Origin of the sequence: Taibaiella chishuiensis (genome assembly GCF_003014535.1) — a bacterium.
Classification (GTDB): Bacteria; Bacteroidota; Bacteroidia; order Chitinophagales; family Chitinophagaceae; genus Taibaiella; species Taibaiella chishuiensis.
On record NZ_PYGD01000002.1, the window covers coordinates 610,903 to 635,278 of the forward strand.

Below are 24,376 nucleotides of genomic sequence, written 5' to 3' on the forward strand. Positions count from 1 at the left end.
TCTCCTCCTGGCCGGGAAGCAGCATGTATTGCCGGAATTATTAAGTATGTATAAGAAAATTATGTATTAGGATATCAGTAGCTTCATTTTCTGCAGGAAATTTCCGATAAAGAGCCAACACAAAAAAGAATTCACCTGTCTATATAAAAAAGAAGCATGTTTTTCCTATTGCAAATCTAACAAAACTCTTTACCCTTTAAAGCCTACGACTATGAAAAAAGTATTACTGAGTATGGCATTCATCGGTGTTTTCGGTAGCGCCGGAGCACAGGATGTACATTTTACACAATACTTCAGTTCACCGCTAACCCTCAACCCGGCCCAAACGGGGCTCACGCAAAACGATTGGCGGGCCTCGGCTAATTTCCGGACCCAATGGCAATCGGTGTCTAAAACCCCTTATATCAGCAGCGCCGTTGCTTTCGATATGCCTTTACTGCGGGGCAGGCTACCCGAGGGAGATGCACTGGGTATCGGGGTGCTGGGGCTGTACGACCGCTCTGGCCCCGGAGGCTTACAGAATACGACCATAGGCCTGTCCCTGGCCTACCACAAGGCTTTTGGCATGGACAAGCAACATACGCTTTCGCTCGGTGTACAGGGCTATATGGTGCAGAAAAGTATCCGGTTCGACAGGCTGGTTTTTGGCGATCAATATAACCCCGTATTGCAAGGCATTACAGCCGGTACTACGGAGCGACTGGGTAGTGCCGACCTTACTTACCCCGATTTTAATGCAGGCCTTATGTACTCGGGCCGTATTTCGGAAAGAGCAACCCTGTATGGTGGCTTCGCTTATTACCACCTTAGCCGTCCCGAAGAAAAATTCATGGATGGCTCCGCCTCTTTAAAGATCAACGCACGTTATTCGGCCCACCTGGGGGGCTCCATCGATATGAACGAGCACACCGTACTGTACCTGAGCGCTATGTACCAGCAACAGGGACCTGCCTCTGAGCTGGTCGTAGGCGGCGCCGTGGGTTTTATAATGAACCCCGGTCATCACGAACTGAGGCGCAATACCATCTTCTACCTGGGCGGCTGGTACCGTTATGGCGATGCCATTGCACCTTATGTCGGTTTCGAATGGTCGAAAATGAAGATCGGCTTCAGCTACGACGTTACGATGTCTACCGGGCAGCATATGACTGGCGGACAGGGTGGTTATGAACTCTCCGTGATCTACAATGGTCTGATGCAAAAAGTAACCCGCAAAAAATACAATTTCTCCTGCCCTAAATTCTAAACGGCCCTTTAGGTCCACAGTGTATAATACTTCCCGCGGATACCCGGATAGCAGCGCTGTCCGGGTATCCGCATTTTTTACTGTAAACAGGCGGTAAAGTAGCTTGCCTTAAAAACGGCTAACCAGTAATTGCGTTATATCGATAGGTATTCGGGTATAGTGGATGGTTAAGTGCACGCAGGCTTCTGTCGCGGGTATAGCAGCGGGCCTGGTATATCGGGTTGGAAAAAACGTGGGTACACATCCGGCCGGTTCGCTTTCCGGATTTTGTTTCGTGTACAATCAATAGAAATGCTCTATACTTCGGGAAGTGCTGCATAGCTAATGTTTATATTCATGATGTTGGTCTGCGCGTCTTTGATGTGCCCATTAAAGCCCGGAAGCGCCTGGTTAGATCCTGGTAGCGCTATCTGTGCAGGTCGAATGGCTTAAAATGCAGGCATGGAGCGCAGTCTGGATTTTTGGTAAGGTTGTAGCCGATTTGCTATGGCTATCCGGCTACAACATAAATTATCTTCTTTTACAATAAAACCGCATGCAGAAGAGCCTCGTATATGAACAAAAGCACTTATGCTTAAAAAACGATCTCTTATGAAAAAAAGTCACTTACTCCTCAGGCAGGCGGGCAAAATTGCCCTGCTGCTATGCATGGCTACAGCAAGTCTGCCGGCTTTTGCATCCAGTCATAGAGAGGCGCCGCTCATTGCCAGCGATCCACAGGCCGACAATACCGACTTGTATGCCTTCAGAAGCCCCGACGATCCGGGTAGTATTACGATTATCGCCAATTACATTCCTTTCCAGCTGCCGGAAGGCGGCCCCAATTACTACACTTTCGGTACGAACGTGCGTTACGAGATTCACATTAAAAACAAAACCACAACAGCGGGCGACGATATTACTTATCGATTTACCTTCAGCCAGGTCAACCAGGACAACACGACTTTCTTTAACATCAGGCTGGGGCAGCAAAACCTGAAAACGACTTATACCTGTGAAAAAAGCATGGATGGCGGCGTTACATTTACTACCATCCTGAGCAATGGCGTGGTGCCGCCTCCCAATATCGGTCCGCGCTCTATTACAAGCAGCCCGGTAGGCCTGGGCGCAAGTGCTTACGGAGCATTGATCCAGAATGCGATCGGCACTGCCAGTACCGGGGAGTCCTTATTCTGTGGTCCCGCCGACGATCCGTTCTTCGTAGATCTTGCCGGCGCTTTCGATGCCGGCAACTTTCGCCCGGAAGGCAATACTGTTAACCCGCCCAAAGACGGCCTGGCACGTTATAATGTAAACACCATTGCCATTAAAGTACCCATAAGCATGCTGCAGAAAGACGGCAAAGATGTGGGCCAGGCAGCCAATATACTCGATCCTGATTTTGTTATCGGCGTATGGGCATCTGCCAGCCGCAGGCAGATCAAAACGCTCAATGCCGATGGTACTACGGCCAGCTCCGGCGATTGGGTACAGGTATCCCGGCTGGGCATGCCCCTCACGAACGAAGCCGTTATACCGGTGGGAAGCAAAGACAAATGGAATGCAACTACCCCCTATAACGATCTGCAGTTTGCAGCATTCTTCAAAAACCCGGAACTGGCTTTGTATATGGACGACTCCCAATTTGGCGGCGCCGTGCCTTCGCTTAATGCCCTGCGTATCCAGAAAAGCGCTTTGCAGGCCTTTGATTTCCGTAACGGAAAACCCGGTTTGTTCGCGCTGCGCAATACGCCGGCAGTACAGAACACCGCTTTTGACGAAACGCTTTTCGGACCGGTACTCCTGCCCGATAATATGAGTCCGCGTGCAGTCGATATCCTGCCGATCTTTTATACCGGTGTGCCCAACCTGGCGCCTTACCAACTGGCTACCGGCAAGTCCGGTAACCCGCTGGCTGCCGGCAAGCCGTTTATCAACAATTTTCTGCCTACGCTCGGCGATATGCTGCGCCTCAATATGGCTGTACCGGTCACTCCGAGAAACGATCCGAACTTCAGTTCTTTAGGCATTGTAAAAGCCGCTGTACTGGGGCTTACCGATCCTGCATACAGTGCGACTACCAATCTGGAATTTATACCCAATATGGATGGCTTTCCCAACGGGCGCCGCCTGGAAGATGATGTAACCACGATCGAACTGCAGGCCGTATCGGGTGTGGCCCTTGCCGCAATAGGGCTCTGGTACGATGATTATACTTCCGCCTCAGCTTCCCCGGTAACCCCGCAACTCCTGAAAGTACTGAGCTTTACCGCCGGTGTTACACATAACGACACCACCTTCAAGACCGTTTTTCCTTATGTGCAGGAACCCTGGCGCGGTTATGACTATACGCTGCAGGCCCGGTTTTAATTCATCTCTTCCCTGATTAAAAAAGCAAAAAATGAAAAGCTATATCCATAAAATCGTGGCAGGACTTGCTATTGGCCTCCTGTCGCATACCGGGCTGCATGCTTCTTCGCATAGAGAGGCGCCGCTGATCGCCAACGATCCCCTCGCGGACAATACAGACTTGTATGCTTTTAAAAGCCCCTGCGATCCCAATAAAATTGTACTGATCGCCAATTACATTCCCTTTGAGCATCCGGCCGGAGGACCCAACTGGTATACCTTTGGCGAAAATATCCGGTATGAGATCCATATCGATAATAACGCTGCCACACCGGGCGACGATATTATATACCGGTTTACTTTTCACCGGGAAAACCAGGACGGTACTACTTTTTTCAATATCAGGCTGGGCCGGCAGAATATCAAAACAACCTATACCTGCGAACGCAGTATAGATGGCGGTAACACTTTCGCTACGATTATTACAGCCGGTGTTGTGCCGCCGCCCAATATAGGTCCGCGCTCTATCGATAATGCAACCGTGGGCCTGGGCAGCGATTATGGCAGTCTTATGAATGCTGCGATACAGAATCCCGCAACAGGCGAAAAGATTTTCTGCGGACCGGTAGACGATCCTTTCTTTGTTGATCTTGGCGGTGCTTTCGACGCCGGCGGCTTCCGCCCTGCAGCGCAGGCCAGGGACGGCCTTGCGAAGTTTAACTGCCATTCCATTGTTATCGAGGTGCCTGTTGCTACCCTGCAGAAAGATGGCAAGACCGTAGCCCAGGCCAGTAATATCCTGGATCCTGATTTTGTGATCGGGGTATGGGCTTCCGCGAGTCGCAGGCAGATCACAACGCTCAGCAATAACGGCGATCCGGAAAGTGTAAGCGGTAACTGGGTGCAGATATCCCGTCTTGGTATGCCGCTCACCAATGAGGCCGTAATCCCTATAGGCAGTAAGGATCAATGGAACAGTGCCAATCCTTATACCGGGGACCTCGCCTTCGCTGGCAATTTCTCTAATCCCGAACTGGCCTTATACATGGACGATTCGCAGTTTGGCGGCGCTGTTCCCGGGCTGGCTGCCTTAAGGATCCAGGCAAACTCCCTGGGGGCATTCGATTTCCGCAACGGCCATGCCGGTTTATTTCCCCTGAAGAATACACCGGCTGTAACCGGTACTGCGCTTGCTGATGCTGCTTTTGGTACCATACTGTTGCCGAACAATGCAAGTCCGCGTGCCGTGGACATACTCCCTATCTTCTATACCGGTGTACCCAATATGCGTCCCTACCAGCTGGCTACCGGGAAGAATGGCGATCCGCTGGCTGCCGGTAAACCTTTTATCAATAATTTTCTGCCTTCGCTGAGCGATGCGCTGCGCCTGAATATGGCGGTACCTGCCACACCGAGAAACGATCCGAATTTTAGCTCGCTTGGTATTGTAAAAGCAGCAGTGCTGGGGTTAACCGATCCCGCTTATAATGCTAACGCCAGCCTGCAATTTATTCCGAATATGGATGGCTTTCCTAACGGCCGCCGGCTGGAGGACGATGTAACCACTATCGAACTGCAGGCTGTGTCGGGTGTTGCACTCGCAGCCATCGGTTTATGGTATGACGATTACCCCGGATCCGGTAGCCCGGTAACCACGCAATTGGGCAATGTACTGAACTTTAATGCCGGCGTTACTCATAACGATACCACTTTCCAGGCCTGCTTTCCCTATGTACAGCAACCCTGGCGCGGTTTTGTAGGCGATAGCTATACCGGGGGCGGCACTGGGATTCCCGGCATCGGTATGGCAAGTCCCGAAGCGATACTGGTAGCTTATCCTAACCCCTTCAGCAGTTCTGTTGGCCTGAAATACAGGTTAGCCGCCAAAGGCGCCGTAAGTATCCGTATCGTTGATCTTAATGGCCGCATATGCGCTACCATCGAAGAGGGCAACAAACAAGCCGGGGAATATAGTACCCGCTGGAACAGCGCTGCATTTACTGCCGGCACTTATTATGCACAGATTAGTGTGAATGGTAAATCTTTCCAGAGCATAAAACTCGTTAAAGTGAAATAATATCCGGCAGGGCCGGGCGCCTGCCCGGCCCTGCTATTTTATCCTTCTGCATCACACACAAAAAATTATCTTATGAACGCCTCAATTGTTATAAAACTTAAAGCCGGCCTGCTGGCCTGTGTATGGGTAGCCATAGTTATCATAAGCCTGGGCTCCTGCAGGCAGGATACGGAGGCCGCAGAAGTGACCATAAGTGAGGGGGTAACCGTACCACAGTTGCTGGCTCGTAAAACCAATGTGGGCCCGCCCGAAGAGCTGGCCCAGATCAAAAAGACCTATGCCGATGCGGTTACTGCGCTGAAAAACAATCCCCGCGACCCGAAGCAATTTTTGAACCTGGCTACTGTTTTTATAACCGAAGGCCGGGTAACCGGCAACAGCGGGTATTACAGCAATGCGGCCTTAGGTATGCTGGATAAAGTAACGACAAGCAACCCATCGGATGAAAATATACGCTTCGAAGCCCTGAGTCTTAAGTCGGCCGTGCTGTTGAACATGCACCAGTTCAAGGCGGCATTACAGGTGGCTGAACAAGGCGAACAGATCAATGGCTACAACGCGGGTATCTACGGTGCTTTAGTGGACGCAAATGTGGAAATGGGCAACTATGATGCCGCGGTGACAAAGTGTGACAAAATGCTGAGTATCCGCCCGGATCTGCGTTCTTATTCGAGGGCTGCTTACCTGCGTCAGCTCTATGGCGATAATAACGGTGCAAAAGCGGCCATGCGTATGGCCGTCGAGGCAGGGGTGCCGGGTTTGGAAAGCACGGAGTGGGCCAGGGTGCAATGGGGCGACCTTTATCTGAATACCGGCCAACCCGATACCGCGCAAATGATTTATGAAACGGCATTGTCTTTCCGGCCGGGTTATCCTTATGCCGAGATGGGACTGGCCCATGTAGCCGCAGCCCGCAAGCAATATGATTTAGCCATTACACATACGCGCAATGCGATCAAAGTGCTTGCCGAAGGCGCTTTTGTGTCTTACCTGGGAGATATGTACCAGTTGCAGGGCAATAAAGAAAAGGCCATGCAGGTATATAAGGACCTCGTGCAACAACTGGAACTGGGCGAAAAAGAGCAGTCCCGAAACAAAGTGCAGCATAATGGCCACCGCGAACTGGCCCTGGCTTATCTTAACCTGGGTGACTATGATAAGGCGCTGGAGCATGCGCAAGCCGATTATGCCATGCGCCCGGACAATATAGATGCCAACGACCTGATGGCATGGGTGCTCTTTAAAAAAGGAGCCTACAAACAGGCCGTTGCTTATACCGATAAAGTATTCCGGACCAAAGAGAAGAATGCGGCGCTGAGTTATAAGGCAGGCCTGGTATATGCTGCTGCCGGCGACATGCAGAAGGCAGACCAATATCATAAAGAAGCAGCTGCCATATCTGCTTATATCGATCCGCGGATTATTACGCCGGTTAAATTATAATACATGTTGTCTTCATAGGCTTCAACTAATATACCGTAAGATGAAAAGGTTATGTTGTATTACATTGCTCCTGAGCATAGCGTTCGCCGCCCGGGCGCATGTGATCTCGTATGAGCTGGACCCCATACCGGGCGGCCAGGTATTGCTCCAGTATCTTAAACTGGGCTACCTGCACATTATCCCTCTTGGCCTGGATCATATCCTGTTTATCCTTTGTGTATTTTTCCTGAATAACAACCTGAAACAAATCGTGCTGCAGGCCTCCATGTTTACCCTGGCGCACTCGATTACGCTGGGCCTGGCTATGTACGGCGTAATACAACCCAGGGCTTCCCTTGTCGAACCGCTGATTGCCTTATCCATTGTACTGCTGGCGCTTGAAAATATCTGGTCCCGTAAAGTAAAACCCTGGCGACTGGTCCTGGTGTTCCTGTTCGGCCTGGTACATGGTATGGGTTTTGCCGGTGCACTTACAGAGCTGGGTATGCCTTCCTCCGCTTTTCTAACGGCATTGATCAGTTTTAATATCGGTGTGGAGCTGGGACAATTAACCATTATTCTTTTGATGTATTTCCTGGTAGCGCGCGGCTTTGCTCATAAAGACTGGTATCGTAAAGTCATTGTCATCCCCGCTTCCCTGCTTATTGCAGTGGTAGCCGGTTACTGGACGATCGAACGTATTTTTTACATGGGATAACCTGATCCCGGAAAATCTGAACAATCATGATACAACACTACACTGCAAGGCTCGCAGCCCTTGCTATAGCTTTTCTTGTGTCCTATAGCCTCGCGGCGCATACCGGTAGCGTAAGGGGTATTGTCCTGGATGGCAAGACCGGTAAGCCTCTTGATGGCGCCAATATATACCTGTTACCCGATCAAAGCAGCTCGGTAAGCAATACCTTCGGGCAGTTCCTGCTGCGTAATGTATCGCCGGGACCGTATACCGTGTCTGTGGGGCATATCGGCTATGAAACGGCCACGCAATCCGTAGTCGTAGAAGACGGCATATCCGTCGATATATCCATAACATTGATCGCATCAGATATCAGGTTGAACGAGGTTACGATTAATTCGGTAAAGGCCCAGCCTTTCAGCAGTATAAGCGATGTAGATCTGAAGCTGCGCCCGCTCAATACGTCGCAGGACTTTATGCGGCTTATTCCCGGCTTATTTACCGCCCAGCACCAGGGCGGCGGCAAGGCGGAGCAGATGTTCCTGAGAGGTTTCGATATCGACCATGGTACGGATATCAATGTATCGGTAGACGATATGCCGGTCAATATGGTTTCGCATGCGCATGGCCAGGGCTACGCCGATCTTCATTTCCTGATCCCGGAATTGGTAAAACGCATTGACTTCGGTAAAGGGCCTTACCAATTGGATAAAGGTAATTTTGCTACCGCAGGGTTTGCGGCTTTTAAAACCTTCGATGAACTTGATAACAGTTTTGTAAAGCTGGAAGGGGGTATGTATGGTTATTGCCGCACGGTAGCCGGCATTAACCTGCTCAATAGCAGCCATGGGGATGGGAAAACCAGCGCTTACCTTGCCGGCGAATACAGCTATAACCGGGGCTATTTCGATGCTCCCCAAAATTTTAACCGGCTTAATCTTACCGGTAAATTCACAACCTTGCTGTCGGCCGGCAAACAGCTGAGTATTACCCTGTCTGCGTTTCGCAGTGGCTGGGAGGCTTCCGGCCAGATACCGGAGCGGGCTGTCAGGGAGGGGATCATCGGGCGGTTTGGCGAATTGGACCGCGAAGGAGGCAATACGAGCCGTTATAACATGAATGTGCAATACCTGCAATCGATAAATGAGCATAGCCTGTTTAAAAGCAATGTCTATGTGTGTTACTATGATTTCGACCTGAGTTCCAATTTTACTTTTTTTCTGAAGGACCCGCTAAACGGCGATCAGATCAGGCAGCGCGAAAAGCGCCTGCTGGCAGGATACAATGCACGGTATGTAAACGATTATCATCTCGGACCGTTCAAAACCACTACCGAAGCGGGTTTGGGCTTCCGCCTGGACAATACCCGCAATTCAGAATTGAGTCATACCCTGAACAGCGATATTGTGCTCGAACGACTGGCCTTTGGCGATATCAGCGAAGCCAATTTTTATGGTTATGCAGGTCAGACCCTATACCTGCTGCCCCAGCTGGTATTCAATGCCGGGTTGCGTATGGACTATTTTGTGAATGCTTACAACAACAAGCTGCCATCGGAGGCCATGCGCAGCAGCTATACGACCCGGGGGCTTAGTCCCAAGGCTGGCCTGTATTATAACTTCAGTAATTCTGCCCGGCTCTATATCAACTACGGTACCGGTTTTCACAGTAATGATACCCGGGTAGTTGTTGCACAGCAGGGTAAAGATGTGCTGCCCATGGCGCATTCATTCGATCTTGGCACGGTAGTCAAGCCTCACCCGAGGCTATTGCTCTCTGCTGCCCTGTGGATGCTCGATCTGCAGCAGGAGTTTGTTTATGTCGGCGATGAAGCTATCGTAGAGCCCAGTGGCAGAACGCGCCGGTTGGGTATGGATATTTCCCTGCGTTATGAATTTTTGAAATATCTCTTTCTTGATGCAGATATTAACTATGCGCATGCCCGTGCCAGGGATGAAGCCGAAGGCAGCAATTATATCCCATTGGCGGCAAGGCTTACCTCTATTGGTGGCCTTACATACCGCAAAGGCGCATGGGGGGCGAGCCTGCGTTATCGCCATTTGGGCAATCGCCCGGCAAACGAAGATAATAGCGTTGTTGCTAAAGGTTATACCGTATTTGATGCTGCCCTTAATTATTCCCTGCGGTCGTTTGAGTTCGGCCTCCAGGCGCAGAATGTTTTCAACACTGCATGGAACGAAGCCCAGTTTGATACCCAATCACGTTTACGCGATGAAGTAATGCCGGTTTCCGAAATTCATTTTACCCCCGGAACACCTTTTTTTGTGAAACTGACGGCTATGTATAAATTCTGATACTTCCCTGTTCGTAGCGTTCGGTTATGAACCTAGTGCGCCGCCAGCCGGCTTTCCGGCGGGGTCAGGTTCAGCGTGTCAATCAGGTCGCCGGTAAAGCGTGCGTTCCGGGGCAGGCCTTTACGGGATATGTCGGGCACCGGGCCGGTAAAATAAACCAGGGCTTTACCAGCCTGGCGGCAGGTCATCTTGCAGAATCCTGTAAAGCCTTCCTGCAGGGCAGCCGTAGTTACACCGGTTACAATGGCATCGGGACTGCTTATCGAAAAGATTCTTTCCAGGCTTTCGAAGGGCACCGATTGTCCCAGGTATATGGTCCTGTATCCTCTTTTGCGGAAGGCATAGTTATAAAAAAGCAGGGCGATCTCATGAAGCTCGCCTTCCGGGAGGAACAGCACGATAGTCTGTACACCCGGCAGCGGATCGTAACGCATCTTTTCTGTTGCGTAAATGATCTTTGATTTTACCAGGTTGGAGAAAAAATGTTCCTGTGCAGGATTTATAGTGCCGCACTGCCACATCAGGCCGACGCGTTGAAAGAAGGGGAATACCGTATCGATGATAGCCTGCTCGAAACCTTCCTTCTTCACCAGGTTTTCGAATACTTTATTAAACAGTATCTCATCCATCTCCAGCAGGCTCATCAGCAACCGTTCATTCCGGCTATCCGTTTCGGGAAGCAGTATCGAACTTACCTTTTCCGAAAGTGCTGTAGCGGGCAGGGCACTTAATTCCGAGATCTTATGGCCGGTTTTGATCAGTAAGCTGATATTAAGCAGCTTCTTCAGGTCTTCGTTGCTGTAGTAGCGGATATTGGTGTCTGTCCTGCGTGGTGTGAAAACCTTGTAGCGTTTCTCCCATATCCTTATCGTATGTGCCTTTACCCCGGAAAGGCTTTCCAGGTCGCTGATCGAATAGGCTGATGAATGTTCTGTTTCCATTCCCTTGTTTAATTCCGGGCGCCTTTGCCTCGAAGGGCCCCTGAACCGCAAATTTAAGATTATTTATTCTTGTTTAATTTTTTTTATTGAAGGTTAAACACTAGTTTTGTTTAACTTTTTACTGAAAAGGTTAAACAAAGTATTTTTGTTGCCGGTCTGAATTATAACAATAAACCTGGATAGCATCATGATGAAGTTTGTTATTGACCTTGCGGGCCGCGGTCAAACCGAGCAGTCAAATCTTCCCGGCAGCCCGGCCCTTACAGCAGGCCTTAAAGCGCTGCCGCCAAGGCTCCGGGCGCCCCTGCGTACCCTGCTGGAGTTCTATAAGATGGCCCTGTTGACTACGGAGCCCGGTGACGGCTACATCGGCACAACCCTTTCCGCACAACTATGGGAAGATACCTATTGGGCGCTGGAACATGGCGTAAGCCTGAATCCCGTATTGCAGGAGCTTAGCGGAGTGGTGAACAGGTATGGGATTGAAAGGGAACTGATAGACGCTCTTTTCGAAAATATGGAACTGGAGCAGGAAATCCGTAGCGGCGCTGAACTGCAGGCTTACCGCCTTGGGAGTGCATTGTACACTACCGTTACACTAATGTGCCTGCGGGTGCTTACCGATGGCGACCAGGAGCTTTATGGCCGGTTGAAACCTTATGCGGTAAGCTTGGGTATTGTGTTTCATAAAATAGACCTGCTGCGCCGGATAGATGCCGATGAGCTGCAAAGCGGGCCCGGTGATGCTACCCCGTCTGAGCAAGGGGTATTGAAACCGGAAGCGCGTCTGGCGATACAGCAGCAGGTATGGGAAAAGCTTAGCCACGCAAAAAAAGGAATAAGCCAGCTGTCGCTTACTACACGTTTCGCAGCTTATGTCGCGTTAACCCATTACCGGAAAGAAATACGGGATATTAAAGGAGCAAACGCGGAAGGTCGTCCGGCAGGAGATAAACGCATATGGGATATGGCAAAAGCCGCTATCCTGATTCTGGCTTATATAGCCGGCGGGCTTATGATCCTGTTTCACTCGGCGTTCACATAAGCGATACCGCATGCCGGCGGGAACGGAAACGCCGGGATTTACCTGTCGTTTATCAATTTTGTTGACCCTTTTAAAGTTCGTGGTTATGACTGAAGAAATTTTTAAAGAGCAAGCCCTGAGCGCGTCCAGGCGCCTGGAGCCTATGGCACTTTCTTTTACAGGTAGCCGGGAAGAAGCAGAAAACCTGCTGCGGGAGGCCTTCTTCAGAGCGGTTGCCAACAGGGAAAGTTATAATGAGGCGATACAGGTACAGGACTGGATACAAGAAATCATGTACAATATACATACGGCCAACTACCCGGAAAAGATACCGCCCGGTAACCCGTATCCCAACCATAACGGGACCGGTAATACAGCTTCCGCAGTGCCCGAAGGGGTGGGGCGGGGCTTCGTTCGTAAAGGCATGATATGGCTTACAGGCGCGGGCCGGTATCTCCAGGATATTATAAAGCTGGGATTTCAGCAGTACTACCTGGGCTATATCTCCCAGGAGACGATCGAGCTGATCCGGCATTACCTGGGGAGTGTTAAAAACAAGTGGTACGGTGAGCGTAAGGAAGATTGTGAGCAATAAAAATAAAAACGCCTCCTGACGCAAACAAAAGAAACTATACGCTTGTTAGATGCAGGTTGCTGCTGATTAGGGCAGTGCCGTTTTTGGTGGTAATTGCTAAAATGATTTGCTGATGAACCATTCCGTTATATTCGCACCTGTTTACCTGGTTATAGCCGCGGGAAAACTGCGGTCTTTCACGTTCGAGGTAGGCTACAATACCATTACCGGCCGGTTCGCAAGCATAAAAACAGAAGGGTATGAATTGGTACTCGACAACGAATTTGCCTACAGGAAAGGTAATTTTCCGCCTGGTTGGGTTGCTCTTGTCATCCCGGCGCTGGTTGGCCTGCTCGAAGAGCACCTGTATCATGTCGATGAATTGAACTAAAGCCCTATGCTATGCCGGGTAAGGGTTCCCGGCGATTTGAGCGCATTATGCTTCTTCGTTTTTGATCAGCTCCTGTAAACCGTAATGCCGGATGGCCTTCTGTTTGAGGGGATTTTCGCTCCATTTTTCCCACTGGTTCGTATAAGGGCTGTAGCCACATTTTAAAGGTTTGGAGTTATCAAGCCCCGCTTCATTAATGTGTGTCCGCTCTGTATAAGCCCTGCAATCGGTACAGATATTTCTGAATTCACAGTCTTTGCATACCGCTATGTGGTCTTTAGTAAGATTCCAGTAGTTTTTGAATGCCTTATGGTTCAATGCTTCTTCCAAAGAGCAATCCCTGATATTACCGAAGCGCTGCGGCATTGCCGGGCAATTCCGGATATCGCCGTTGATATCGATGCCTATCTTTTTGTGCAGACAGGAATTGTGATTGATGGCTTCCAGTACTTTGGGTAGGTGGGTATTGAAGTATTTCAGATCCACTTTCCCGCAGGCATTGATCTTCAGGTGCCGGCTGGTAAAAACAACTTTAAATTTATAGCGGTCTCCGGTCTCTGGCTGTATTGTAGTGCATTTGTAGAATACCAGGCTATAAATTCTACGGGCGCCCTCGCTCAGCTGCTGAAGATAATTTTCGTTTATGCCCGCATGGCAGGGCGCAAAAATTTCGATACTCTCCACGCTGGAATCGCTGAAGCTAATTTCTAAATCTAAAAAATCGGCCACTGCGAGTTCTTGCTCGCAGTAGATGACCATGTGTTTAATGGCTAAGTTGCCGATCGATGGCGCCAGTTGCCGCGGCCGCGCCAAATCCCGGCACGCTATAAATATATCGGAAACCAGGCCGGCGTCTTTATATTCAAGCGATAGGGGAGGGAAGCTGTGATCCCGGTCACCGGTGCTGATAAAACCATACTCTTTATCGACCAGGAAGTCGAGATATTGCCCGACTATGGGTTTGGAATCTTCATCATAAAATCCCATCAATGTCTCGATAGCATGGCTCTTTAATGCTTCAATGATATCGTACAATTCTAGGGACTGGAGCTCGGAATTATTGCGCTGCAGATCGCTGATCAGTATCCTGTTTGCTCCCTTCGTAATTAAGATATTGCTGTATAAATTGAAATACCTCATAACATTCTTACCAGCTTTTTGAAAGGAAGGGATGGCGTATGCATATCGGATTGGATTTTTTCGATTTTTATAACGTCTGTTGTCGGTTTCAGGCTTTTTAACTTTACTGCGCCATGCGGCTCGATATACTTATACGTTAACGGCAGTTTTTGTTCTTCGTTGAAAATTATTTTCATAAATACAATGCGATTTCTTTGTCCAGTGCGTAGTTGCAAACGGCCGACAGGCCTAAGAACTGGCCCAGGGGATTGATCTCGAGAAAATAGAACTGGCCGTCTTTTCCTTTGATGAAATCCGCGGAGCCGCAATTGATATCCAGCGCCAGGAACAGCTCATTTAATTTTTGCCCGGTCTCAAGGGGTAAATCGTAAGGTACATTGCGGTTAGGCACTGCTGTGTTGTATTTCCTGTGATCTGTTTCCGTTTGTTTATCCTTCTGGGACATGATAGCGGTAGACCATATTTTACCATCGAGGTAGAAGCTTCTTATTTCATATTCTTTTTCGATCTTATCCTGGAAGAAGGTCGGAAAAAAAGATCCTTGTTCCTGTTGCGTAACCACAGCGGTATACAACATGCCGTCCTGGTGTTCATAAGCCGATTTCAGGATTACATTTTCCGTAAACGATTTCGTGATCATTTTACCCGGGATAACATCGTCGGTGTTCTCTGCTAAAAAATACCGGGGTACCTTTAGCCCTGCCTTTTGCGCTTCTTCCAGTACCCACAATTTGTTTAAACGGCTGTTGCTTTGTTTGTTGATATGCTTTTTAGCTTCCAGTTTTTTAATCACATAGTCTTCCAGCCAATAGTGGGCTTCGTTCATATTCTGGTTAACCGCTTCGTGGTGATACTGCCCGCGTTTAAACTTCAATCCGCCGCCTCTCCGGTACCAGACACTGGATATGTCGTCAATAAAGAAACGGTTCCGGTAACTTTCCAGGAAGAATTTTTTATTGATGATTTTTATCTCGAAAAATTCGTCCTCATGTACCCTTATATACGCCTTCTTCAGGTCGTTTAACCACATGATCACGGCATCTGTGGTAATCTCTGCATTGGATGACAGGATTAAAATCATATTAAGCGATGCGATTTGCAGTATGAAATTATATAACAAAGGTTACTTAAACCATGCTTAAGTAACCTTTGCCGTATGCATTTAAATTTTGAGCCTTGCGCTACTATACATAATCTCTCCAGAGCCATTGACCGTTTTGGTCATATACGTCGATGTCCTGGTGGCCGAATTCATCGGTAAAGTTGGAACGCACGGCAGAGTATTCCGGGCGACGGCCGCCCTGGATCATCTGCAATGCTGTTGCTTCCAATTCCTGGTTTTCCATAGCAGATACGTTCTGCTGCATTCCCTGCAATTTTTTCATGTTTAGCAATTAAATGGGTTGATAATGTCCGTCATCTCGCCCTGACGTTTGGGCTTAAACTATATTCCCGAAGTACTTCTCAAGGAAAACCCGGATCCTAATCCTGTTTTTTCCTTGCATATAAAAATCAGTTATTTTGCCAGGTTAACAACACTGCTTTTTATAAAGTGCTGTTTTCTGTTGAGGAAAGCAGGGGTATAATTTGTAAGGGGCGATAGATGTCGGTTTCACACACTGTTTTATAGGTATCCCCAAGGTTGAAGCAATCCAATGGCGAAGGGGCTGATCTAAAGTGCCATCCCTAAAGCGAAAAGCCACCCTGTTGGAGTGGCTTTGTGATGTTATGGGTATAATCTCTCACCTTTTACGGACTGATTTAAAACCTGCCGGGAATACCGCGGGGTGAACAAGTACCGGGATAAAATGAGCTAATCGGTTTCAATTTCAGAAATTTCTGTCCGGATAAAGAAGGCGTTGAATGTATAACCCAACAGGCTGCCGTTGTTGTGTTCCACCAAAATAGGTTTACCGGAGAAAACTACTTTCGACCCTTTCTCCAGGCTACTGAGTTTTTTGTAAATAGCACTGTTCTTTGGAATGGGCTTCCAGTCTACAAAAGAGAAGAAATCCTGGTACCCGGTATCGAAAGTATTGTCGATACCGATCCGCATCATAACCGTATCTGCGGAATAGGATTCGACCTCATCCAAGTCCAGTAACGTAAGCGTGCCGGTCCATTGCTTAATCGTATCGATCGATCTTACCTGCTGCGCGTATGCTGTTTTGAGTGCTTTGATTTTTTCCTCATCCTGGCTGTTTAATTGAGCCTGGCTGTTAAAGTCTTTAGTGGTTCGCAATAAAGCCTCCTGGGCCTGGTTTTTACCGGCTGCCCGGCGACTGCCCGGGCTCTGGCTGCAAAAGGAAAAGGACAACAATAAAAACGGGAGCAGGATATAAATAAGACGTTTATTTTTCATGTGCTGTATTGTGGTTGATTGTCATGGTGATCGGGCAAATTTAATACAATCCCTACAGAAAGGGAAACGATCCTTTCCACAGCCTTTCACCTTAAGAGCTTCGTATTACTTTTCAAGTTTGTAAATAAACTCTTCTATTTCTGCTTGTCTGGCATGGGCAAAACCTTTTGCAGCGCCAATCCTGGCGAAGCCACATTTTTCCAGTACTTTTTGTGATCCGAAATTATCAAAGGCAACACGGCCATAAATTGGCCGGGTAGCTTCCACTTCGAGAAACTTGTGCAGGGCTTTTGTTGCGTTACCTTTTCCCCAACAATCTTTCGCCAACCAATACGTAATTTCGGCTTCGCCCTCCATGATGAATTTTGCGATGCTCCCAACGATCATGCCATCCACAAGAATGGTTTGATTGTTTATGGAGGGGTCTTGCAGTAATTTGGTGTACTTGGCCATGTAGGCAGTTTTATCGGTCGTATCCGGCGCCGTAAAAGCGGCTAAATGCCTGCCTTCCGGGTCGAGTTGGAACAGGAAAAAGTGCGCTAAGTCGGTATCGGTAGATGGTCGGAGATGCAGGTCCACATTAATGTTGTTTATAAGATTTAAAGATAGCTAAAATGTGTCAATAACAGGGGTACTTACGGGCCTGAGCGCCGGTCGTTAAAGGTGCGCTATCCCATAGCCTATCTTTTTTAAAAGCATAAATTAGGAAATAGTTTTCTATAGAAAAACACAAAAAATGAAGAGGCGGCTTTACTAAGCCGCCTCTATTTTGCCCTGATGGTGATGCCGGTTTTTATGTTTTTTGTAAACCGGGCTGGCGCTATTAACGTATCAGCATGATGTCTCCCTTACGCCTGATCGGCGTATCGTCGGCACAGTTGCCGGTTACGATATAGTGATACGTACCGGTCTCGGCGGGCGCTCCGCCCGACATACCGTCCCATTGTTTACTTTCGGTATGACCGGTAAATATCCTTCTGCCCCAACGGTCGTACACCGACAGGGTGTAATTCCTGAAATGCCCGTTGGTAACGGGTCCGAACTTGTCATTGATACCATCGCCATTAGGGCTGAAGGCATTGGGCATATTGATGTGGCAGCAGGCTGCCGCTGTGACGGCAAGTGTTGCGGTATCGGTACATTTGTTACCCGATATGCCGGTCACGGTAATGGTATTGACCCGCTCAAGTAAAGGCCATCGCCATTCATCGCCCGCTTCGGCCGCCGTATTGCCCCAGTGGAACGCTTCGGCGCCCGAAGCCTTTACCAGTAAGGTGTCGCCGATGCAGAACTCTTTTTCCCGGGCAAAATCCAGCTGTAGTTCCGGCGATGGTACCACGACCAGGGATAGGGTAGCTACCGAGTCGCATCCGTTGGCTGCGGCATAAGTAGCACGGTATACCCCGCTCTGAACGAGAGACTGACCGTCAAACCGGTAGCCTTCATTGGCGCAGACCACCTCCGTAAAGGAATGTTGCACGGGTTTCGCTACCCGGACCAGTACGGAATCCCTGGCGGTACAGCTACCCCGCGTGGCCCGTAGCCGGTACCAACCTTCATGGACGGCCGCAGCACTGCCCGTTACAAGTGCATCGGCAGCGGTGGATGCGAATTGGCCGGGACCGTTCCACTGGCAGGTAACGCTGTCCTGTGCCGTGTTTGACCTTAGCTGTAAGCTGCTGCCCGTACATAAAGGGTTATCGTAGGCAGCCTCGATTTTTGGTGCAGGACGGATAGCAACATAGGTTGTATCCGTATAATCGGCATCACACATATGCACCGACAGGGTATAAATGCCTTCCCGGGCAAGCGTTACCTGGTTCAGTACCGGGTGTTGCAGTGCCGAGCTAAAACCACCGGGGCCGGTCCAGTTATATTGTGCATTATTACCGGTAGCAGTACCGGTCAGTTGCAGGTTACCACCCTCGCACACAGGCCCGTTGTTGGACGCAATAACCTGTGTGGCAAAATGTGCACCGAATATAATGCCATCAAGCAGGCCGTCTGTAAGCACCTCGAGCGTCTGGATGCAACCCGTTACGATAATTTCGGCCTCTGCCGACAATACCCCGGTACCGGTAGCCAGGGCGCCTCCCGGTGTAATAATGGCTTGCGGCCCATTACAGACAGAAGAGGTAGACAGGTTGCTATTGGTAATGCTGTAAGGCTGGCCGTTGATCTTCAGGAAGAGCAGTTCTCCCGGGTTAATATAAATACCCTGCACCTTAACATGCGTTACCGGTACGGCAAACTGGAATGTGAACGAGGACTGGCCCGTAGACGGGAAAGGCCAACTGCTGCCTATGGTATAGGGGCCTACCCCGGTACAACCATAAGAGCCCCACATGGTAGAACCAGAAGAACTAATGGTAACGCTGTTCCCGCCGATATTCTGGGTGCCTGCATTACCCGTGATCTGGTAGTACTGTTGGGCAAAGACAATGGTATTACCGGACATGAAACATGCCAGTAATACCATTACTTTTTTACACCAATTGCTAACTAAACACATAATGGCTAATAAAATTTACTTTTTAGAAAAGGGCAGTTTCGCCCGTATGCCGTCTGCAAAATTCAACTCCACAAAATACACGCCGGGGGCAAGGTTGGCCGTATTGATGTGGTACTCGTTGCTTTTAACATCGGCATAAGTCACCACTTGCTGACCCAGTGCGTTGAATACGGTCAGCCGGTCGATTGTTTTACTATAGGTCGAACGGATCGACAGGTTATGGGTAGCGGGGTTAGGGTACAGTTTCAGGCTATTGTTTATATTCAGGTTGCCGATAGACGTCAGGCCGGAAACCTCGTAACAGGCTGAGGTATCGGAGCAGCCATCTTTGGTAACCACTACGGCATAACTGCCATTTGCTGCGGGCGAGTAGGATTGTCCCGTAGCGCCGGTTAGCACATCGTTGCCGGGGCAGGTAATCCATTGATAGGTGGCGGCCGGCGCCTGGGCGATCAGCGTATTGCCGGACCTGGTCACCGTAACGTCGGGTGTGGGGTTGACCGTGAGATCCAATACCCGGATACTGTCGCAGCCATGAACGGTAGTGCCCAGGTCGATGGTATAAACGCCGGATGTGGTATAGCTTTCATTGTTATAGGTATACGGGCCGCAGTGATCCAGTACAAGGGTGTCGGTAGACTTACCGATGGTCAGGTCGAGCGATACTACACTGTCGCAACCCGATGCGGCGCTTAGTACTACGTTATAATGACCCGATGTTTCGTAATAAACCGTGCCGTCTACGGTATAGCTTTCACAGGAGGTTACACTCAGGTTGTTCGTCACACTGTGGTTAATGGTAATGTTCAGGTGCAGCAGGCTATCGCAGCCATTAGTGGCGGGTAAGGTCTGTACATAATTACCTGAGGTAGTAAACGTAGCGCCGTTAATGCTGATGCTGTCGCAGGCAACAAGGGTATCGTAGGCCCTGGTATTACAAGTCAGCTTCAACAGGTAACCCTGATTGCTGTTGGTAGCCGTCATATTATAAATCGCATCGCTCGGGTCAAAATCAACCGTATTATTGAAGTTGCCGATGTTGTATATATTCCTGTATCCATCTGTAGCTATGGCTTTGCCAAAGTTATATATGGCGCCGCCCCTGAGATCCCCCGCCCATACGAAGGCGCCGCCCAGGGTCAGCTCGAGTATAAACGGATCTTGTCCTACATTGGTAGACAATAAAAAGGTACCCGGCCCCGGGTCAAAATCAACATTTGTGCCCCTGAAAGTACCCGTGATATATATACTGCCTTGTTTGCCGACGGCCATATTAAAACCTTCGTCGTCATAAAATTCAGACCCGATACTTTTAGCATATACAAATGTACCCGCGGCCGATAATTTTAGAATATAGATGTCGTAGGATCCGGTGGTGCCGGCAGTCATCTGGAATACTTCCGCCGGGCCGGTGCCGGGATCGAAATCTACCGTGTTCCTGTAAGCGCCTGTGATATAGAGGTTGTTCAGGCTATCCAATACCAGGTCGTTCACGCGTTCTTCCACGCCTCCACCGATTGTTTTGGCCCACATCAAATCGCCGGCGGGGGTCAGCTTTACGATAAATATATCAAAACTGCCGTTGGACGTAAAATTGTTGGTCACGGTCGGCGAAGGGTCAAAATCGGCTGTGCCCGTATACCTCCCGGCCAGCAATACATTGCCCGTATTTTGTTCCAGGGCCACAGATTGGGACAGCACATTCATATTGCCGCCAAAGGTTTTTACCCATTGAAAAACACCGCTGCTGTTTAGTTTGAGCACATAACCCACAATGGCATTGTTCACCGTTGTATTGTAGAAAAAGGTATCGGCCGCAGCAGTTGAGGGATTGAAATCGATCCTGAAATCCGTCCGGCTCAAAACAGAGCCGGTAAGGAATACATCGCCGCCTGCGTTTACTTCCACGCCGTTGCCATAGTCGCCCCTGTTGCCGCCAAAAGATCTTACCCAGACCGGGTTGGAAAGGGTATCGAACTTGGCCACAAATACATCCGGCATGGAGAGGGAGCCCTTGGGTATCACGGTGAATGCGGCATTGCCCGGGTTAAAATGCGCTGTGTCCGTAAAGGTACCCGTAACGTAAATAAAACCGTCTTTGATCGTTATGTCGTTGGCATTGGTTTGGGCATTGGCGAGATCCCTGGACCAGACTATATTTCCCGCGCTATCATATTTTTTCAATTGCTTACCGGCAGTATAGACAAAACCGGATTGCGATACTTTAACAGCGGCCGCCATATCGTCGGTCGTCATCGTAGCCCACTCGAAATTTTTACCGGATACGCCCTTGCTCCACAAAAGGCAACAGGCAACGAGGCAACAAATAATACTAAAGGATAATCTTTTGTTCATACACTCAAATTTTAGTTTTAATATCTTTTTTGGATTGAATTCATCACTGCTTTCCGCGCTACAGGGGCCATTCTTGCCCGGCCGGGGGCAAAATGGCGGAGCGGAAATGCGCTTTGATTCAACATCACAAGATTACATCCGTATTCTTAGACCCGTGATAGTATAAATACTATTTTTTCCGGGGCCGGTCAGGATTACATTTGTTATTTTTATCCCGGAAAGCCCGTATTCATGAATGCACGATCTATTTTAAATATCACTATACCGGTCTGCCTGGCTTTCTGTTTTGCTTTGTGTAGCCTGCGGGCATGGGCTCAGCCTGGCGCGCCCGACCAGGTAAGAAGCCTGCATTTTCTACAACCACCCAAGCGGCCTACCTCAGAAATATTCCTGATCGAACAATACCTGAAGCTGGGCGCTGCCTCAACGCAAACGGATACCGCCATTTATTATTTTGAGCGGGCAGCTTTGCTCAGCAAACAGTTTGACTATACGCCCGGCCTGGCAAAATCCTATAAAAATCTCGCGGCAGCACACCGGAAACAGGAGCATACAGATCTGTATGAAATGTACCTGGAACAGGCGCTGAAACAGGAAAAAATAATGGGCCAGGACTCGCTCGTGCAGGATCATCTGCTGGCGCTTACTTATTCCCTGCTCAGGTCGGGCAGGTACGATGCCGCAATAACACAGTATCACCAGGGCGAATCTTACTTTACAAAGGCGATGCCCGGGAAGCAGGCCCTGCTCTGTAATATAGTTGCTAATGTTTATTTCCAGTCGGGCTACCTGGACTCCGCCATAACCCTGTATCGTAAGGGCATTCAATTGTGGACCAACAATAAGCTGCAGGATTACCGTACGCTTTTTGATCTTAATGTCGGCCTGGGTTCCGTTTATTTCACGCTTAAAATAAAGGCCGATGCGGAAAAATATTATACAGCGGCCCAATCGCTTGCCAGGGAACAGAAAGACACCGTATTAATAGCTACTGCATTGCAGTATATGGGCGCTTTGTACAGTGATGAAAAAGATTACGACCGGTCCCTCGCGGTCTGTCTCCAGGGTTTAGCGCTCGCCCGTACACAAGACGACCTGGAAACCCTGTCGAGTTGTGCATCCTGTGTCGGGTTGGCATATATCAACAAGGGTGCTGCCGGCGCCGCATTGCCCTATAACGAGGAGGCTTACCGCACGGCAGGTTTTGCGTCGGTAAAGCTGGGGGCCGCTTATTTGCTGGGATTCAATTATGCAAAGACCGGCGCGTATCATAAGGCGGAGGAACTGTTGGTGGACGCTATTGCGACGGCCAGGGAGAACAATATGGTTTACAATATTACCAATGCCTACGAAGCACTGGCGATCACCTATGCCGGTCTTAAACAATATGACAAAGCCTACGCCTACCAGAGCCTGCTCACCAGTGTAAGAGATAGTCTTATCGGCAAAGAGAACTCGGAAAAGGTAGCGCTTTTAGAACAGCAATTCAAGGCGGCGGAGAAAGACAAACAACTGACGCAGCAGCAAATGGCGCTCCTGGAGAGCGTTTCCAAGATGAAGCAAAAGAATATGCTGATCGCAGTGGTTATCGTAGCAGCCCTGCTGGCCGTTCTGCTGCTCATCGTCAGGCAGAAAAACAAACAGCGGTTTCAGCAGCAGCAACAGGAACTGGCTTATATGCAGGAAAGAATGAAGGGCGAAGAAATGGAGCGTGGCCGCATTGCCCAGGAGCTTCATGACGGTGTAAGCATCCTGATCTCTGCAGCGAAGATGACCCATACCACGATAGGCAGGAAATACGAAGCGATGCGGGATACTGAAGAATATGAAGAGCTGTCGATGTTGCTGGGTAATACGGCGCAGGAGCTCCGGAATATTGCCCAGAACCTGGTGCCGGAGCAGCTTGTACGGCAGAGTTTGCCGGCCGCCATCCAGTCATTCTGCACGCTTATTGAAAAAGGGCATGGTATCCAGATCGAGGTGCAAAATTTTGGGCAATGGTCGCACTTCAGTGTGGAGTATGCCTATACCATCTACCGGATGGTACAGGAGCTGATCCATAATATCGTAAAACATGCGGCTGCTACCAAAGCGCTCGTACTGCTGCTGACCCACGAAGACCTGCTAAGTCTTACCGTAGAAGATAACGGTAAAGGGTTTGAACATCATAACCCGGCCAAGGGCATGGGTCTTAAAAATATCAGGAAACGGATAGAAGAAGTAGGCGGTAAGTTTACCATTCAGAGCAATGCGCAAACAGGCACGATCATTGAGATTGAGCTCCTGATCAATCAAAACACAACTTTATAACATGATGAACGTCAGAATAGGTATTGTTGATGACCATCCTTTGCTGATCAAGGGACTTAAAGGCATGCTGGAACAACATAGCGGTATCGAGATCACCGACACGTATCAAAGCGGGAAAGAACTGCTGGCCGGCTTGAAGGTGGCGCAGCCTGACGTATTGCTATTGGATATACAATTGCAGGGCCAGTCGGGGGACGAGCTGATGCCCTTGCTGAACAAGCAATACCCGAATATGATGGTCATTGCCCTGACCAATATGGAGCATGAGTATTATATTAAAAACATGCTGCAGAACGGCCTGATGGGATACGTACTGAAAACGAGCAACGAATCGGTATTGCTGGCGGCGATACAGGCGGTACTTAAAGGCAGCAAATACTTTGACCCGGCGATACGGAAGATTGCAGCCAAAGTCCAGTCCGGTATTACCCAGCAGGTGCTGCTCACCGCGAGGGAAAAGGAAATACTGCAACTGATTACCGAAGATCTGACCAGCCAGGAAATAGCGGACCGCATCTTCATCAACAAGAAGACCGTGGAGGCGCACCGGTTACATCTCCTGCAGAAACTGGGGGTAAAGACTTCGGCCAGCCTGGTCAAGAAAGCAATCGATATGGGTTTGATGAAATGAAAGGCAATACCGCTTATACCATCAGCCTGCTCCGGTAAGAATGCCTGCTAG

Annotated in this window: 19 protein-coding genes; 11 read left to right on the forward strand and 8 right to left on the reverse strand. The window is 49.3% G+C overall.

The window, feature by feature from the left end; genetic code table 11:
* Window positions 1-211 precede the first annotated feature (211 nt).
* The 6 genes from B0I18_RS10120 (at window position 212) to B0I18_RS10145 (ending at window position 10,085) form a co-directional block, all read left to right on the forward strand.
* Window positions 212-1,246, forward strand: a complete 1,035-nt coding sequence (locus tag B0I18_RS10120) for a PorP/SprF family type IX secretion system membrane protein (RefSeq protein WP_106522562.1) — start codon at window positions 212-214, stop codon at window positions 1,244-1,246.
* A gap of 591 nt (window positions 1,247-1,837) precedes the next feature.
* On the forward strand, window positions 1,838-3,595 hold the full coding sequence (locus B0I18_RS10125; protein ID WP_219905956.1) for a DUF4331 domain-containing protein: 1,758 nt from the start codon (window positions 1,838-1,840) through the stop codon (window positions 3,593-3,595).
* A gap of 31 nt (window positions 3,596-3,626) precedes the next feature.
* Window positions 3,627-5,651, forward strand: a complete 2,025-nt coding sequence (locus B0I18_RS10130; RefSeq protein WP_106522563.1) for a DUF4331 family protein — start codon at window positions 3,627-3,629, stop codon at window positions 5,649-5,651.
* 72 nt (window positions 5,652-5,723) lie between these two features.
* Complete coding sequence (locus tag B0I18_RS10135; RefSeq protein WP_106522564.1) at window positions 5,724-7,094, forward strand: tetratricopeptide repeat protein; 1,371 nt, start codon at window positions 5,724-5,726, stop codon at window positions 7,092-7,094.
* A 40-nt stretch (window positions 7,095-7,134) separates the two neighbouring features.
* Entirely contained in the window at window positions 7,135-7,791 is a 657-nt protein-coding gene (locus B0I18_RS10140; protein ID WP_106522565.1) for a HupE/UreJ family protein, read from the forward strand.
* A gap of 26 nt (window positions 7,792-7,817) precedes the next feature.
* Complete coding sequence (locus tag B0I18_RS10145; protein WP_106522566.1) at window positions 7,818-10,085, forward strand: TonB-dependent receptor; 2,268 nt, start codon at window positions 7,818-7,820, stop codon at window positions 10,083-10,085.
* 32 nt (window positions 10,086-10,117) lie between these two features.
* Here B0I18_RS10145 and B0I18_RS10150 read toward each other — a convergent pair whose 3' ends face one another.
* On the reverse strand, window positions 10,118-11,026 hold the full coding sequence (locus B0I18_RS10150; protein WP_106522567.1) for a MerR family transcriptional regulator: 909 nt from the start codon (window positions 11,024-11,026) through the stop codon (window positions 10,118-10,120).
* A 187-nt stretch (window positions 11,027-11,213) separates the two neighbouring features.
* On the opposite strand from B0I18_RS10150, the gene B0I18_RS10155 reads away from it, so the two are divergent.
* From B0I18_RS10155 to B0I18_RS10165, 3 genes are all read left to right on the forward strand, one after another.
* Complete coding sequence (locus B0I18_RS10155; RefSeq protein ID WP_106522568.1) at window positions 11,214-12,071, forward strand: squalene/phytoene synthase family protein; 858 nt, start codon at window positions 11,214-11,216, stop codon at window positions 12,069-12,071.
* A gap of 85 nt (window positions 12,072-12,156) precedes the next feature.
* Window positions 12,157-12,645 (forward strand): hypothetical protein, encoded by a 489-nt coding sequence (locus B0I18_RS10160; RefSeq protein ID WP_106522569.1) that lies wholly within the window; start codon window positions 12,157-12,159, stop codon window positions 12,643-12,645.
* Between the two features lie 112 nt (window positions 12,646-12,757).
* Window positions 12,758-13,015, forward strand: coding sequence for a hypothetical protein (locus B0I18_RS10165; RefSeq protein ID WP_106522570.1), 258 nt, complete (start codon window positions 12,758-12,760; stop codon window positions 13,013-13,015).
* 45 nt (window positions 13,016-13,060) lie between these two features.
* Here B0I18_RS10165 and gwsS read toward each other — a convergent pair whose 3' ends face one another.
* The 7 genes from gwsS to B0I18_RS10205 form a co-directional block, all read right to left on the reverse strand.
* The gene (gene gwsS / locus B0I18_RS10170) at window positions 13,061-14,155 is read right to left on the reverse strand and encodes a grasp-with-spasm system SPASM domain peptide maturase (RefSeq protein ID WP_106522571.1); all 1,095 of its coding nucleotides are present in this window, start codon (window positions 14,153-14,155) and stop codon (window positions 13,061-13,063) included.
* 172 nt (window positions 14,156-14,327) lie between these two features.
* On the reverse strand, window positions 14,328-15,236 hold the full coding sequence (gene gwsG, locus B0I18_RS10180) for a grasp-with-spasm system ATP-grasp peptide maturase (RefSeq protein WP_106522617.1): 909 nt from the start codon (window positions 15,234-15,236) through the stop codon (window positions 14,328-14,330).
* 103 nt (window positions 15,237-15,339) lie between these two features.
* On the reverse strand, window positions 15,340-15,540 hold the full coding sequence (locus B0I18_RS10185) for a TIGR04139 family peptide modification target (protein WP_106522573.1): 201 nt from the start codon (window positions 15,538-15,540) through the stop codon (window positions 15,340-15,342).
* A gap of 428 nt (window positions 15,541-15,968) precedes the next feature.
* Entirely contained in the window at window positions 15,969-16,517 is a 549-nt protein-coding gene (locus B0I18_RS10190; protein WP_106522574.1) for a hypothetical protein, read from the reverse strand.
* A 105-nt stretch (window positions 16,518-16,622) separates the two neighbouring features.
* The gene (locus B0I18_RS10195) at window positions 16,623-17,096 is read right to left on the reverse strand and encodes a GNAT family N-acetyltransferase (protein ID WP_245882081.1); all 474 of its coding nucleotides are present in this window, start codon (window positions 17,094-17,096) and stop codon (window positions 16,623-16,625) included.
* Window positions 17,097-17,340: 244 nt separating this feature from the next.
* Window positions 17,341-18,996, reverse strand: a complete 1,656-nt coding sequence (locus tag B0I18_RS10200) for a T9SS type B sorting domain-containing protein (RefSeq protein ID WP_181358416.1) — start codon at window positions 18,994-18,996, stop codon at window positions 17,341-17,343.
* Window positions 18,997-19,044: 48 nt separating this feature from the next.
* Window positions 19,045-21,384 carry a T9SS type A sorting domain-containing protein gene (locus tag B0I18_RS10205; RefSeq protein WP_106522577.1) on the reverse strand — a complete coding sequence of 780 codons (2,340 nt, stop codon included), beginning with the start codon at window positions 21,382-21,384 and terminating at the stop codon, window positions 19,045-19,047.
* Window positions 21,385-21,615: 231 nt separating this feature from the next.
* On the opposite strand from B0I18_RS10205, the gene B0I18_RS10210 reads away from it, so the two are divergent.
* On the forward strand, window positions 21,616-23,694 hold the full coding sequence (locus B0I18_RS10210; protein ID WP_106522578.1) for a tetratricopeptide repeat-containing sensor histidine kinase: 2,079 nt from the start codon (window positions 21,616-21,618) through the stop codon (window positions 23,692-23,694).
* Between the two features lies 1 nt (window position 23,695).
* The gene (locus B0I18_RS10215) at window positions 23,696-24,325 is read left to right on the forward strand and encodes a response regulator (RefSeq protein WP_219905957.1); all 630 of its coding nucleotides are present in this window, start codon (window positions 23,696-23,698) and stop codon (window positions 24,323-24,325) included.
* The last annotated feature ends 51 nt before the right edge of the window (window positions 24,326-24,376 follow it).